The sequence below is a fragment of the Nesterenkonia sphaerica genome, from assembly GCF_005771565.1.
Taxonomy (GTDB): domain Bacteria; phylum Actinomycetota; class Actinomycetes; order Actinomycetales; family Micrococcaceae; genus Nesterenkonia; species Nesterenkonia sphaerica.
Genome location: NZ_VAWA01000005.1, coordinates 29,240 through 42,933 on the forward strand (window position 1 = coordinate 29,240; position 13,694 = coordinate 42,933).

Consider the following 13,694-nt stretch of genomic DNA (forward strand, 5'->3'; position numbering starts at 1 on the left):
CTTCTAGAGTAACGAAATGTGCTGCGCAGTGTGGCCCCGGCTCCGCTGGGACCAGCTCAGCGCCGCCGATACGTGTCGAATCGGTACCCGAGGCCCGTCGAGGAGATCTGCCACCCCTGCTCCGGCTCGGATTCCACCAGTACCCACTGTTCAGGGTCCAGACGCGGAGCATATGTGTCCCCGGAAGCGTCCAGGTCCAGCTGGGTCACTGATGCCAGCTGAGCGATACCGGCATCCACTGCCTCCGCATACACGGACCCCCCGCCCATGATCCACACCGTGTGGGCTCCTCCAGCGTGGCTCTGCGCGATCTCCACCGCCTCCGGCAGCGAGTGAGCGGGCAATGCCCCGGAGTCGGTGAGTCTGCCGAAGGTGGCTGCGTCGCCGGTGATGACCACGTTGGTCCGCTGCGGCAGCGGCCGGAACCGCTCAGGCAGCGAGTCCCAGGTCTTGCGACCCATCACCACGGGGCAGCCCTGTGTGCTGTGACGAAAGTGCGCCAGGTCCTCCGGCACATGCCACGGCATGGCGCCCCCGGCGCCGATCACCCCGCTGCGGGCCTGCGCCCAGATCATGCCCACTGGGAGGTTTCCGTTCATCGATGTGCTCCTCAGGCCGGTCTCCGGTGGCGTGCCGCTCAGACTGCGACCGGAGCCTTGATGGTGGGGTGCGGATCATAGTTGAGGACCTCAAAGTCCTCGTACGCGTAGTCAAACAGCGACTCCGGTGCGCGTCTGAGGCGGAGCTGCGGGTATGGCCGAGCTTCCCGGCTCAGCTGCTCACGCACCTGGGCCTCATGGTTGCTGTAGATGTGGCAGTCGCCGCCGGTCCAGATGAACTCGCCCGGCGTGAGGCCCGCCTGCTGGGCGACCATCAGGGTCAGCAGCGAGTAGCTGGCGATGTTGAAAGGCACGCCCAAGAACATGTCTGCGCTGCGCTGATAGAGCTGGCAGGACAACCGGCCGTCGGCCACGTAGAACTGGAAGAGGATGTGGCAGGGCGGCAAGGCCATCTCCGGGAGCTGTCCGGGGTTCCACGCCGTGACCACGTGCCGGCGCGAATCGGGGTTGTGGCGCAGCTGGTCCACCAGCCCGCTGATCTGGTCTACCTCGCCACCGCCGGGGGTGGGCCAGGATCTCCACTGCACGCCGTAGATGGGTCCGAGATCCCCGTTGGTGTCCGCCCACTCGTTCCATATACGCACACCGCGTTCCTGCAGCCACCGGACATTGGAGTCACCGCGCAGGAACCACAGCAGTTCCAGCGCGACTGACCGGAAGTGCACGCGCTTGGTGGTGATCAGCGGGAAAGAATCAGCGAGGTCAAAGCGGATCTGCCGGCCGAAGAGGCTGCGCGTCCCAGTGCCGGTGCGGTCGGATTTCTGGGCTCCGTGGGCGAGGACTTCAGCCAGCAGGTCTTCGTACGGGGTGGGGGTCGGCATCACGGTAGGTGATTCTACGCCAGCAGCGCCTGGTGCTTGCGGTACTCGGGATAGCGGCTCAGGTACTGATCAATGTAGGTGCACTCAGAGGTGAAGCGCTTGCCCTCCGCCGCCAGCCTGTCCAGCAGCAGCGTGACCAGTGCACGGGCGTAGCCCTGCCGGCCGAAGCGGTCGTTGACAATGGTGTGCATGAGCAGCCACACCGGCTCACCGCCGATGGTCTCCTCGGCGTAGCCGACGAACCCGATGAACGTCCGCTCTCCCTGCACGGTGTCCCACAGCTCGGCCCGGCACCGGTCATGGTCGATCACCAACTCTGCCGCCGGATGAACGTTCTTCTGCTCGTGTCTGCGGTGTGTGCCCATACAGCAAGAGTAGCCCTCCGCTGTGAAACATGTCACCGGGCCGGAGCGGCGGCCGGGCACCCGGGAAGCGGCTCAGTCGTCGTGCGGTTCGTACACCTCAAGGGAGACGATGCGCCCGCCTCGGTCCAGAGCCTGCTGCGCCACCACCACACCACCGGGACGTAAGTAGGGATCCTGCTGGGGGAGAGCGTCGCTGAGGGAGGCATCGTCCAACCACCCTCCGACCTCGCCGAGCACAAGGGGCAGCACGGGCCGGTGGGTGCACAGCAGCGAGGGGTGCATCCACTCCAGGGAGCGGCGCACCCGGGAGGCGGCCTTCTCCGGCTTCTGCTTCGCCCGCTTCTCCGTCAGGGACTTCCGGTACTTGATCCGATGGTGGTGCTTCTTCACATAAGGTGCAATGGTTTCGGCACACCTTCTCCAGGGGCTGGAGTGGATCTGGCGAGGACGCCAGGCTGTCAGCAGCTGCTCGACAGCCTTGGCCTGCCGCTTGCCGGTGGCCGCCAAGGGCCGCTCCGCCTCGGCCTTTGACCAGGAAGAGCGTGGTTTCGCTTTGGCGTGGCGAAGGACCACGAACGGCACGGTGCGCAGGCAGTTCTGGTTGTACAGCTCCACCAGAGCCGCCAGGGGCTCACGGTCTCCCGGGTTGGTCAACATCTGCTGTGCCTGCTCCGGGTCTGCCCAGACGGCGTCGTCAGCCTCCTCGCCGTCGGGGCGGGGGCGGCCCTGCAGGACTTCGGCAGCCCAGTACCAGACTTCCTTCTGCAGGGAGACTGGGCCTCGCTTGGACTTCTTGGTGATCTCGTAGCGAGTCACCGGCAGGGGGACGCCGAGGCGCACCTTCAGCTGAATCTCCTCAGCCACCTCGCGGACGGCGCACTCGGGCAGGGTTTCACCGGGGTCAAGCTTCCCTTTCGGAAATGACCAGTCGTCATAGCGCGGCCGGTGGATCAGCAGCACCTGCAGCTGGCCGCGATGGACCCGCCAGACCAGGGCGCCGGCAGCCAGCACATCAGCCTGTGTTCCATTGTCGGCGACAGAGGCGCTGCGCCGGCGAGGTACCTCAGTCATGAACTCCGAAGTGGTCACCGTTGAAAGATACCAGGGCGCCTGCTGCACGGTCCGGTGCGCGTTCCGCGTTCCCTTAGGCGGGCTTCGCCCCAGCTTCAGGCTGCGGGGGCGTACTGCGTGTCTGTGGCGCTGACGGTGAACCCGAGCTTCTGGTACAGCCGTACCGCAGCAGTGTTGTCGGCATCGACGTAGAGAATGACGGAGTCGACCCCCTGTGCTCTGAGGTGCTCGATTCCAGCCACGGTCAGTGCCGCTCCCAAGGATCGCCCCTGAGCCTCCGGAGCGACTCCCACTACGTACACTTCCCCCTCCCGGTGGCCGTCCGGGTGGGTATGGATCTTGGTCCAGTGAAACCCGAGCAGGTGATCTGCAGCGTCGTCGTGGCTCTCCCAGGCCAGCAGGAACCCTTCAGCGGAGAACCAGTCCTCAGCCATGCGGGCTTGGAGATCCTCGAGGCCGAGACGGCCCTGCTCCGGATGATCGGCGAAGGCCGCGGCATTCACCGACAGCCACGCCTGGTCATCCTCCCCGGGGCGGAAACTCTGCAGCCTGACCCCGGCGGGCAGTTCCGCTGCCGGCAGCCGCACGACGTTCTCAAGGCGCATCTGCCACAGCTGGCGCACCGGCGCCCAGCCGAAGTGAGCGGCCAGCTGCGGCCCGCCCGGGTGCCCGCCGTGGGCCCACGCCCGGACGCCCGGCGACGCCTGCTGGGTCAGGGGAGAGGAGCTCAGGGCGCTGCCCAGCCGCCGGGCCACCCCCTGCTGACGGCACTCGGGGTGGACCACCAACTCCAGGGTGTGCGGCACTGCCTCCTGGGCAGCGTCCTCAGTCTGGCCCAGGACGACGACGCCGGCTCCGGCCAGTCGCTCCGCTCCGGTCACCGGCTGCCAGGCATAGCAGACGGCCACGCCAGAGGCTCGGCTGAGCTCCACCCACGTCTGGTCGCCGAATGGAGGCGCACCGTCCACGGACTGGGCGGCCGTGGCCACTTCGCGCAGGGCGTGCAGCTGATCGGCGGAGGGAGCCGCCTCGCTGAATTCGATTCTGAGGTCGGAGCACATGCTCTGAGCCTACTTCGCAGCGGTGCGGACTGCTCACGGAGTCTCAGCGGCGTCGTCGTTTTCTGCCGCTTGGTGCCGGGCGCTGCCCTCAGCGACCAGCCGGTATCCCACATTCCGGACCGTGCCGATCAGCGATTCGTGCTCCGGGCCGAGCTTGGCGCGCAGACGCCGGATGTGAACATCGACGGTCCGGGTGCCTCCGAAGTAGTCGTAGCCCCACACATCGTGAAGCAGCTGGTCCCGGGTGAAAACTTGTCCGGGGTGCAGCGCCAGGTGCTTCAGCAGCTCGAACTCCTTATAAGTGAGGTTCAGCAGCTTGCCGTGAATGGTGGCCATGTAGGTGGTTTCATCGATCAGGATCGCCCCGGCGCGGATTTCGCCCACCGGCCCGTCTTCCTCCACTTCGGCAGCCGCCAGGCGGATGCGGGCATCGACTTCACCGGGGGAGGCTTCTGTGAGCACAAAGTCATCGGCCTGCCACGCCTCGTTCAGCGTCGGAAGGCCCGTCTCAGTCACCACCACGATCACGGGGGAAAGGATTGAGGACTTCACCAGCTGGCACAGGGAACGAGCGTGGGCCAGGTTGGTCCTCGCATCGATGAGCGTAATGTCCACAGTCGGTGCGCGAACAATGGAGGAGGCCTCACAGGGAAAGCGGCGAACACGGTGGTTCAGCAGCTCCAAAGACGGCAGGCTGTCTTCCGGGGCGTCAGAGAGCAACAGCACCTGCGCCATGAGCGGATCCTCCTCACATCACCGTCCGCCGCCCGGTGAAATGCACCAGAGCGAACGTGTTGAGTATAGCCATGCTGGCCGCTCTGGCAGGATGGACTATGTGAAATACCTGCCCGTCGCGCTCACCTCCGCGGTCAGCGCCGCCGCCATCGCATCTGCCTCCTGGCTGGGGGTTGCTGCGCTGCTGGTGGTGGTGTGTGCCCTGTGCGGTGCAGTGGCGCTGGGGTGGCCGCAGCTGATGGGCGTGACCGCAAGGAAGTCCCTCTCAGCTGTGATCATGGCTGCAGGCATCGTCGCTGCCCTGGGCGCAGCGGTGGTCAATCAGGTGGAGGCGCTGTTCTTCTGGTCCTCAGTGTCGCTGGCCTTCGGAGTCATGGTGGTCTTCGCCATTCAGGTGTTGCGCGGATCTGGCCGACCGCATCGGCTCGAGTCGACTTTGGGAGCATGCACCGGGGTGGTCATCACCACCACCGCAGCGGGGTGGATAGCCGGTCTGCGGTATCCGGCCGGAATGATGGAAACTGCCAACGGGGACGGACTCTCAGGGCTGCGGGTGCGCGGTCTCGTGCCTTATGAAGACTGGGAATTCTGGGGTGCCACTGGTCCGGGCGGAGAACTTTCCGTGGTGGCGCTCTCGGCATTTGTTATGTGCGTCGGCACAGCGGTGGCTTGTGTGCCCGGCCGAGACGCGCTGGTGCTGCCCCTGGTGGTTCTGGCCTCGGCGGCCACGTCCATCACCGTTGCGCTGCTGTGGGGCGAGCTGACCCTGCTCTTTGCAGGGGTGCTCGGCCTGGCCGGGGGAGTGCTGCTGGCCAGTTTCCGGCGGCTCCTCATCCTGCAGGGCCCCCCGGAGCAGCTGCTCTCCCGGCTGGCAGTGGGTGCGGCTCCCGTCGCAGCGATGGGCGCCCTGGTGTATTTCACAGAACGACTTCTCATCACTTAGTTCCGCTAGGATGGCCTCATGAGTGACGCACAGATTCTTGCGCTGGAGGTCTTCTTCATCGGCCTGCTGGTCCTGTCCGTGATTACGATCAGCTGGATCGGCTTCGTGGTGCTCTCCCGCCTGTTCAAGGGACAGCGCTGATCGCCACCCCGCGCACCTCACCCCTGCTGGGCCGCGCCGGCGCGGTCGCGGCCACGGGGCCGGACGCTGGAACAGCCGCGCACTACGGCAGTCCCACCCGAGAGCAGCGTGCCCTGGAGGCCGGCTCCGCAGTGGTGGACCTCTCCACTCGTGCGGTGGTGACCGTGTCAGGCCCGGACCGGCTGAACTGGCTGACCACTCTCTCCTCCCAGCAGGTGACCGACCTGCGCGCGGGAGACTGTTCGGAGCTGCTGCTGCTGGACATCGCCGGCCGCATTGAACACGCCCCGGCCATCGTGGACGATGGCGAGACCGCATGGCTGATTACCGAAGCCAGTCACGGCCCCGCTCTTCGCCAGTGGCTGGAGTCCATGAAGTTCGCCCTGCGGGTGGAGGTCGCCGAGCGCACTGACGACTATGCCGTGCTGGGCAGTACGGCCGCGCTTCCGGAGTCCCTGCCCTCCACCCCGGCCGCGCAGTGGACCGACCCCTGGCCGCAGCTGGGGCCAGGCGCTGAGTCCTACGCAGCCACCGAGGAGGCTGACCATCCTGGCAAGGAGTTCAGCTGGCACCTGACCCTGGTACCCCGGGAACAGCTCGACGACGCCGTGACGCATCTGGAGAGCCAGGGCTGGCTGCTCGCCGGGGCCATGGCAGCCGAAGCGCTGCGCATTGCTGCCTGGCGGCCCCGACTGGCTTTCGACGTTGATGCCAAGGCCATTCCCCACGAGCTGGACCTTATCCGTACCGCGGTACACCTGAGCAAGGGGTGCTACAAGGGGCAGGAGACGATCGCCCGGGTGCACAACCTGGGGCATCCTCCCCGCCGGCTGGTGTTTCTGCACCTCGATGGTTCCGAGCACACTTTGCCCGCCCCTGGCGCCGACGTGCTGGCGCCCGCCACCACCGCCGACCGTGCTGCACTGGCAGCAGAACGCGCGGTGGGAGTGGTCACCTCGGTGGCCCGCCACCACGAGGCCGGCCCGATTGCGCTGGCCCTGGTCAAACGCAAAGTGGACCCAGAAGCAGCACTGGTGGTGCGGGACACTGCCCCCGCCGAGGCTGATGATGCCCCGCAGGAGCAGCCCGCCGAGCCTGTGTTCTACGCGGCGTCCCAGGAGGTCATTGTGCGCCCGGACGCGGGGAAGACCGTGGGTCGCCCGCAGGGGGATTTCCTCCGCGGGCCCCGGCGCCAGCCCTAGCGGCCGAAGAGGATCTTCGCCTCCTCATAGCGTTCGGCGGGAACCTCTTTGAGTCCGTCCAAGGCCTCCTGCAGGTCCACCTTCACAATCTCGGTGCCGCGCAGCGAGGCCATGTGTCCCCAGGCCCGTTCGTGCACCAGGTCCAAAGCCTTGATGCCGAACCTGGTGGCGAGCACGCGGTCATAGCCGGTGGGGTTGCCGCCGCGTTGGATGTGCCCCAATGTCGTGTTGCGCGTTTCGATGCCTGTGCGCTCTTCAATCAGGGTGGTGATGAAATCCCCGATGCCGCCAAGCCGGGGCCGGCCGTCGGCTTCCTGTCCCTTGCCGGCCAACGCCTCATCGGCGTTCTCCGGAATGAAGCCCTCGGCGACCACCACCAGCGGCGACCGGCCTCGTGAGTGGACCTGCTCGACCCATTCGCACAGCTGATCAATGCTGACCTTCTGCTCAGGAATGAGAATCGCGTGGGCACCAGCAGCCATGCCCGAGTGCAGGGCGATCCAACCGACATGACGGCCCATCACCTCAGAGACCATGCACCGGTGGTGGGATTCACCAGTGGTGCGCAGGCGGTCCATGGCGTCGGTGGCAATGGATATCGCGGTGTCAAACCCGAAAGTGTAATCAGTGGCCTTGAGGTCATTGTCGATGGTCTTGGGGACCCCCACCACAGGTATGCCATCCTCAGCTAACCGTCTGGCACCTGCCAGGGTGCCTTCGCCCCCGATGGCGATCACCGCATCCACATCGTGGCGCTTCAGCTGCTGAGCGATCTTCACCGGTCCGCCCTGCGGATGGTTGTAGGGGTGGGTCCTGGAGGTGCCCAGGATGGTGCCTCCCTCCCGGGCGATGCCGCGCACGTCCTGTCGCGTCAGATCAATGTAGTCGGCTTCGATCATGCCTTTCCAGCCGGACTTGAAACCGACAAACTCGTCGCCGTAGGACTTGATGCCGTGCAGCACGGCTGAGCGGATGACGGCGTTGAGTCCGGGGCAGTCGCCTCCGGAGGTGAGGAGTCCAATGCGCATGGGATGTGTCACTTCTTTCTCGCGTGGCGCGAAACGTCATGGTCCTGACATCCTCGGCAGGTGGTTCAGCCACCAGTCTATTACCGGCGTGCGGGCCCGCGGTGGCGTGACCGGCCCCTGCGGCGTTACTTGCTGCCCAGGAGCCTCTCGATGCGCTCAATACCTTCGGCCAGGTCCTCGTCCCCCAGTGCGTAGGAGAGCCGGAGATAGCCTGAGGGGCCGAACGCCTCTCCGGGGACCACGGCGACCTTGGCTTTCTCCAGAATCACTTCGGCCAGCTCCGCAGTGGAGGTGGGCGTGGTGCCGTCGATCTCGCGGTTCAGCGCGCCCCGACCGTCGACATAGGCGTAGAACGCCCCCTGCGGCACCGGCGTTTCGAAGCCCGCAATCCTGTTGAGCTTCTCCACGATGGTGGTGCGCCGCCGGTCGAAGGCTTCGCGCATCTGGTCCACCGGCTCCTGCGGGCCGGTGATCGCAGCAAGTGCGGCCCGCTGGGAGACGTTGGCCACGTTAGAGGTCAGATGGGTCTGCAGGGTGCTGGCGGCTTTGATCACATCCGAGGGGCCGACCATCCAGCCGACTCGCCAGCCGGTCATCGCGTAGGTCTTGGCCACTCCGGACAGTATGACGACCTGGTCTGCAAGCTCCGGCACCGAGGCAATGGAGGTGAAGGGAACCCCGTCGTAGGTCAGCTTCTCGTAGATCTCATCAGTAATGACCCACAGCCCCTGCTCGGCAGCCCACCGGCCGATCGCCTGCGTCTCCTCGGGGGTATACACCGCCCCCGTGGGGTTCGACGGTGAGACGAACATCAAGGCTTTCGTACGCTCGGTGACAGCGTCCTGCAGCTGCTCCACGGTGACCTTGTAACCCTGTTCCGGACCGGCGAAGACCTCCACAGTGGAGCCACCGGCGAGCTTGATGGCCTCCGGGTAGGTCGTCCAGTACGGGGAGGGGACGATGACCTGATCACCGGGGTCCACCAGAGCGGCCAGGCTGGCATAGACCGCGTGCTTTCCGCCATTAGTCACCAAGACCTGGGAAGCCTCCGCCTGGTACCCCGAATCCCGGGCGGTCTTCTCCGCGATGGCCTGCCGGAGCTCCGGGAGCCCTGCTGCAGGCGTGTACTTATGATTCTTGGGGTCCTTCGCTGCGGCCACCGCAGCTTCAACAATGTGCTCAGGAGTGGGAAAGTCGGGCTCACCGGCGCCGAAACCGATCACATCCTCACCGGAGGCTTTCAGTGCCTTGGCCTTGGCATCGACTTTCATCGTGGCGGACTCCGCGATTGACGCGATCCGAGAGGAGACTCGATGGTGGGGAAGCGGCATGACAGGTGCGTCCTTTCTGGAGCGGGCACTATGGACCTGGTGATTCCCACACTATCGGGCAGCGTCGCCGGCGTATACCGTCAGCGGCCGGCGCAGTTGGTGTTCTGTCAGGGCTCGGCGTAGACTTGACTGCTGGTGTCGTGAACACCGCTACTGGGCATGCCTTTGCACCAGCGGAGGAAATGGCCAATAGGGCAGTGGCGCAATTGGTAGCGCAACGGTCTCCAAAACCGTAGGTTGCAGGTTCGAGTCCTGTCTGCCCTGCGTTGAGCAGTGCCGTGTTGTCAGCGGCGCTGCTTCACGGGAAGGTTCGCTCACGCTTCGGCTGGGCGCGCACCTCGCCCCACCTGCCCCGACACACGCGGGGGAGCAGCCACACAGTAGCCGAAAGCAGATGGAGTCTTCGTGTCCCAGACACCTGTGACAGACCCCGGAGGTCACTCCGGCGGCAGCTCACGCCCGAAGAATCCGCTCTCCAGGGCCTGGCTGTTTCTGAAGCAGGTTTTTGACGAACTGCGGAAGGTCATCGTTCCCACGCGCCGGGAGTTGCTGAACTACACCGCCGTGGTCCTGGTCTTCGTGCTGATCGTGATCGGCATCGTGTCACTGCTGGACTGGGGACTCGACAACCTTTCGGAGCTCGTGTTCGGCGGCGGCGCGGGCACTTAGCTCAACTGCAACAGCAAACTGAATCCGGCTGGGCCGGATTACGCATCACTTACCTAGGAGAAACGTGTCTGATCAGGAACTGACGCAGGACGACGCAGCTGAGGCTGCAGAGGCCCCCGCGGAGGAGGAGAAGACCTACGAGCAGCGCGCCGAGGAGCTCAAGAGTGAGCTTCGCCGCGGCCTGGGCGACTGGTACGTGGTGCACACCTACGCGGGGTACGAAAAGCGGGTGAAGTCCAACCTGGAGACTCGCATCCAGACCCAGGACATGGAGGAACAGATCTACGAGATCGACGTTCCCATGGAAGACGTCGTGGAGATCAAGAACACTCAGCGCAAGGTCGTCAACCGAGTGCGCATCCCCGGATACGTACTGGTGCGCATGGAACTCACCGACGAATCCTGGGGCGTGGTGCGGCACACCCCAGGCGTCACCGGGTTCGTCGGCAATGCTCACGACCCACAGCCCCTGGGCACGGAAGAAGTCTTCAACATGCTCGCCGAGCACCGGTTGGGCAAGCCCGGGGAGCGCAAAGTCGAGGTCGTCGAGGGAGACAGCGGTCCGGCCCCGGCTCCCGCCTCAGACGTCAAGGTGGACTTCGAAGTGGGCGAGTCCGTCACGGTCACCGATGGTCCGTTCGCCACCCTTCCTGCCACCATTTCAGAGATCAATGTGGATGCCCGCACCCTGGTGGTGCTGGTCTCGATCTTCGAACGTGAAACTCCGGTGACACTGAACTTCAATCAGGTGGCGAAGATCTACTGATCTCTGGCGCGTGAGCGCACACGGCTCTTCCCCGCCCAAAAAACTGAACAAGACTTCGTCGCCGCTTACCGTGCTTTGGGTGACTGGCGGCGATCTGAGCGGCTCGGCCAGATCCGCTCACCCCTGCACATCTCGCTCCTGAGGGTGCAGGACGCACGAAAACTAGCAAAGGACAGATTATGGCCCCGAAGAAAAAGGTCTCCGGGCTGATCAAGCTGCAGATCCAGGCTGGTGCTGCCAACCCGGCACCGCCGATCGGCCCTGCGCTCGGCCAGCACGGCGTCAACATCATGGAGTTCTGCAAGGCGTACAACGCCGCGACGGAAAACCAGCGCGGCAACGTGGTGCCGGTGGAGATCACGGTCTATGAGGACCGCTCCTTCACCTTCATCACCAAGACCCCGCCCGCAGCCGAACTCATCAAGAAGGCTGCCGGAGTCAACAAGGGTTCCGGTGTCCCGCACACGGAGAAGGTCGGCAAGCTCTCAAAGGCACAGGTCGAAGAGATCGCGCAGACCAAGATGGAAGACCTCAACGCCAACGACATCGAGGCTGCGTCCAAGATTGTCGCCGGCACAGCCCGGTCCATGGGCATCACCGTCGACAACTGAGTCGGCACGTCAATACAAGTGAGAAGTCCCGAAGCATTCGGGACGGTGGGAAGGGTCGAGCGCGGCCCATGTACCACAACTGCTAAGGAGAACAACGCAGATGGCAAAGCGCAGCAAAGCATATAAGGCAGCAGCCGAGAAGATCGGCGAAGACACTGTCTACACCCCGGCCCAGGCCGTGGCCCTGGCCAAGGAGACCAACCCCTCCAAGACTGACGCAACCGTGGAGGTGGCTCTGCGGCTGTCAGTGGATCCGCGCAAGGCTGATCAGATGGTCCGCGGCACTGTGAACCTGCCGCACGGAACCGGTAAGACTGCCCGCGTGGTCGTCTTCACCCAGGGTGACAATGTGGCCAAAGCGGAGGAAGCCGGTGCCGACTACGTCGGTGGCGACGAACTCATCGCCAAAGTCCAGGAGGGGTGGGTGGACTTCGACGCCGCCGTCGCCTCCCCAGACATGATGGGCAAGGTCGGCCGTCTGGGTAAGGTGCTGGGTCCCCGCAACCTGATGCCGAACCCCAAGACCGGCACCGTGACTCCGGACGTGGCGAAAGCGGTGACCGACATCAAGGCCGGCAAGATCGACTTCCGCGTCGACAAGCACTCCAACCTGCACTTCGTAGTCGGCAAGACCAGCTTCGAGCCCAAGCAGCTGGCTGAGAACTACGCTGCAGTGCTGGAGGAGGTCCTGCGTCTGAAGCCCTCCGCCTCCAAGGGCCGGTACATCAGCAAGGCCACCGTGTCCACGACCTTCGGACCTGGCATCCCCGTAGATCCCAATGTGACCAAGGTCGTTGTCGCAGAGTAACTGAGGTACGCCTCCCAGGAGCCCCGTTCCAGAAGTCGGAACGGGGCTCCTGTGCGTGGTGACGAAAGTCTGCAGCCGCCACCTGGGCGGACCTCGCCTGCGCCTGGGCGGTGCTGCGACTCAGCCGTATGGGCAGTCCGATGGGACACCTGGGCGGCTGATCAGTCTTGTCCCATCCTGCTGCCCGCATGTAGCAGTGGCCCTTCGAAGCGGCCCGTGGTCGGCAAGGCAGTGAGGATTTGAGGGTCTCCGATGAAGGGGTGTAGAGTATCCAATTGACCAAAGACCGCCGGTCGCTTCAGTCGTGCGAGAATCAGTTGGCGCTGACTCTCGCGGTCACCGGGACCCCCGGAGTACGACTGAGCTTTAAAGACCCTCACGGGCGACCTGCGCAGGTGGACAACGCGCCAACATGAAATACCCGGATTCCGGTGTTGTGTTGAGCCCTGTGCAGCTGCGCACGGGGCTTTTTCTATGCCCCGCTCCTGTGACTCTGGCCGGCACTGTAATTCGGAAGGAGTGCCATGGCGAATCCTGAGAAGGCGGCCGCCGTTGCGGAGCTCAAGGAGCTTTTCAACGCGTCAAACGCTGCTGTGCTCACGGAATACCGCGGCCTCTCCGTCGGTCAGCTGCAGCAACTGCGGCGGTCCGTGCGGGAGAACGCAAACTACGCCGTGGTGAAGAACACGCTGACCGAGATCGCAGCCAAGGAAGTGGGCATCGAATCCTTTGAGGGTCAGATGACCGGTCCTTCTGCGATCGCTTTCGTCCACGGGGACGCCGTGGACGTGGCGAAGGCTCTGCGTGACTTTGCCAAGGACAACCCTCAGCTCATCGTCAAGGGCGGCTACATGGATGGCCGGCCCCTGACCGAGGACGAGGTCAAGAAGCTCGCGGATCTTGAGTCCCGTGAGGTTCTGCTCGGCAAGCTGGCTGGTGCCTTCATCGGCGCTCAGACCAAGGCGGCCGCTACCTTCCAGGCTCCGATCTCCAAGATGGTCCGGACCGTGGAAGCCCTGCGCGCGAAGCAGGAAGACGCTGCCTGACCCTTGTCAGCGCACAACAACGAAAACAAGATCCGTTTCAAACACGTAAGGAACCAATCCCATGGCTAAGTTGAGCCACGACGAACTGATCGAACAGTTCAAGGAAATGAGCCTCATCGAGCTCTCGGAGTTCGTGAAGGTCTTCGAGGAGACCTTCGACGTCACTGCAGCCGCTCCCGTGGCCGCTGCCGGTGCCGCTCCAGCCGGCGGCGAGGCCGCTGAAGCTGAAGAGCAGACCGAGTTCGACGTCGTTCTCGAAGCTGCCGGTGACAAGAAGATCGGTGTCATCAAGGAGGTGCGCGGCCTGACCTCCCTCGGCCTGAAGGAGGCCAAGGAGCTGGTCGACGGCGCCCCCAAGCCAGTGCTCGAAGGCGTGGACAAAGAAGCTGCTGAGAAGGCCAAGGAGGCCCTCGAAGGCGCCGGCGCCACTGTCACTCTCAAGTGATCACTGCGGCCCACGCCGCACCCGGCAGCTG

At 64.8% G+C, this 13,694-nt stretch carries 17 protein-coding genes and 1 tRNA gene; 10 read left to right on the forward strand and 8 right to left on the reverse strand.

Annotated elements, in window-relative coordinates; translation table 11 throughout:
* Positions 1-56 precede the first annotated feature (56 nt).
* The 6 genes from FEF27_RS05245 to FEF27_RS05270 form a co-directional block, all read right to left on the reverse strand.
* Positions 57-599: a dihydrofolate reductase gene (locus FEF27_RS05245; RefSeq protein WP_138169810.1), complete on the reverse strand. Its 543-nt coding sequence runs from the start codon at positions 597-599 to the stop codon at positions 57-59.
* Positions 600-637: 38 nt separating this feature from the next.
* Positions 638-1,441 carry a thymidylate synthase gene (locus FEF27_RS05250; RefSeq protein WP_138169811.1) on the reverse strand — a complete coding sequence of 268 codons (804 nt, stop codon included), beginning with the start codon at positions 1,439-1,441 and terminating at the stop codon, positions 638-640.
* 14 nt (positions 1,442-1,455) lie between these two features.
* Positions 1,456-1,806 (reverse strand): GNAT family N-acetyltransferase, encoded by a 351-nt coding sequence (locus tag FEF27_RS05255; RefSeq protein ID WP_138169812.1) that lies wholly within the window; start codon positions 1,804-1,806, stop codon positions 1,456-1,458.
* Between the two features lie 72 nt (positions 1,807-1,878).
* Positions 1,879-2,877, reverse strand: a complete 999-nt coding sequence (locus tag FEF27_RS05260; protein ID WP_138169813.1) for an NUDIX hydrolase — start codon at positions 2,875-2,877, stop codon at positions 1,879-1,881.
* A 95-nt stretch (positions 2,878-2,972) separates the two neighbouring features.
* A complete protein-coding gene (mshD, locus tag FEF27_RS05265) occupies positions 2,973-3,938 on the reverse strand; it encodes a mycothiol synthase (protein ID WP_138169814.1) in 966 nt (321 codons plus the stop codon).
* Between the two features lie 33 nt (positions 3,939-3,971).
* Positions 3,972-4,673, reverse strand: a complete 702-nt coding sequence (locus FEF27_RS05270) for a winged helix-turn-helix transcriptional regulator (RefSeq protein WP_138169815.1) — start codon at positions 4,671-4,673, stop codon at positions 3,972-3,974.
* 100 nt (positions 4,674-4,773) lie between these two features.
* Between FEF27_RS05270 and FEF27_RS05275 the strand changes: the two genes are divergently transcribed.
* From FEF27_RS05275 to ygfZ, 3 genes are read left to right on the forward strand one after another with little or no spacing between them, the layout of a single operon-like run.
* On the forward strand, positions 4,774-5,616 hold the full coding sequence (locus FEF27_RS05275) for a hypothetical protein (RefSeq protein WP_208009697.1): 843 nt from the start codon (positions 4,774-4,776) through the stop codon (positions 5,614-5,616).
* An 18-nt stretch (positions 5,617-5,634) separates the two neighbouring features.
* Positions 5,635-5,757 carry a hypothetical protein gene (locus FEF27_RS13770; protein WP_279526782.1) on the forward strand — a complete coding sequence of 41 codons (123 nt, stop codon included), beginning with the start codon at positions 5,635-5,637 and terminating at the stop codon, positions 5,755-5,757.
* 26 nt (positions 5,758-5,783) lie between these two features.
* Entirely contained in the window at positions 5,784-6,959 is a 1,176-nt protein-coding gene (gene ygfZ, locus FEF27_RS05280; RefSeq protein WP_138169817.1) for a CAF17-like 4Fe-4S cluster assembly/insertion protein YgfZ, read from the forward strand.
* Here the strand turns inward: ygfZ and FEF27_RS05285 are convergent.
* Both FEF27_RS05285 and FEF27_RS05290 read right to left on the reverse strand, forming a co-directional pair.
* A complete protein-coding gene (locus tag FEF27_RS05285) occupies positions 6,956-7,987 on the reverse strand; it encodes a 6-phosphofructokinase (protein WP_138169818.1) in 1,032 nt (343 codons plus the stop codon). The two genes, ygfZ and FEF27_RS05285, sit on opposite strands and share 4 nt — an antisense overlap.
* A 125-nt stretch (positions 7,988-8,112) precedes the next feature.
* The gene (locus tag FEF27_RS05290) at positions 8,113-9,318 is read right to left on the reverse strand and encodes a pyridoxal phosphate-dependent aminotransferase (protein ID WP_138169819.1); all 1,206 of its coding nucleotides are present in this window, start codon (positions 9,316-9,318) and stop codon (positions 8,113-8,115) included.
* Positions 9,319-9,509: 191 nt separating this feature from the next.
* Between FEF27_RS05290 and FEF27_RS05295 the strand changes: the two genes are divergently transcribed.
* From FEF27_RS05295 to rplL, 7 genes are all read left to right on the forward strand, one after another.
* Positions 9,510-9,582, forward strand: a tRNA-Trp gene (locus FEF27_RS05295).
* Between the two features lie 141 nt (positions 9,583-9,723).
* Complete coding sequence (gene secE, locus FEF27_RS05300) at positions 9,724-9,987, forward strand: preprotein translocase subunit SecE (RefSeq protein ID WP_243729105.1); 264 nt, start codon at positions 9,724-9,726, stop codon at positions 9,985-9,987.
* A gap of 64 nt (positions 9,988-10,051) precedes the next feature.
* Positions 10,052-10,753 (forward strand): transcription termination/antitermination protein NusG, encoded by a 702-nt coding sequence (gene nusG, locus FEF27_RS05305; RefSeq protein WP_243729106.1) that lies wholly within the window; start codon positions 10,052-10,054, stop codon positions 10,751-10,753.
* 179 nt (positions 10,754-10,932) lie between these two features.
* Positions 10,933-11,364 (forward strand): 50S ribosomal protein L11, encoded by a 432-nt coding sequence (rplK, locus tag FEF27_RS05310; RefSeq protein ID WP_138169821.1) that lies wholly within the window; start codon positions 10,933-10,935, stop codon positions 11,362-11,364.
* Positions 11,365-11,464: 100 nt separating this feature from the next.
* Entirely contained in the window at positions 11,465-12,172 is a 708-nt protein-coding gene (rplA, locus tag FEF27_RS05315; protein ID WP_138169822.1) for a 50S ribosomal protein L1, read from the forward strand.
* A 524-nt stretch (positions 12,173-12,696) separates the two neighbouring features.
* Positions 12,697-13,218: a 50S ribosomal protein L10 gene (gene rplJ / locus FEF27_RS05320; protein WP_138169823.1), complete on the forward strand. Its 522-nt coding sequence runs from the start codon at positions 12,697-12,699 to the stop codon at positions 13,216-13,218.
* Positions 13,219-13,279: 61 nt separating this feature from the next.
* Entirely contained in the window at positions 13,280-13,663 is a 384-nt protein-coding gene (gene rplL, locus FEF27_RS05325) for a 50S ribosomal protein L7/L12 (protein WP_138169824.1), read from the forward strand.
* The last annotated feature ends 31 nt before the right edge of the window (positions 13,664-13,694 follow it).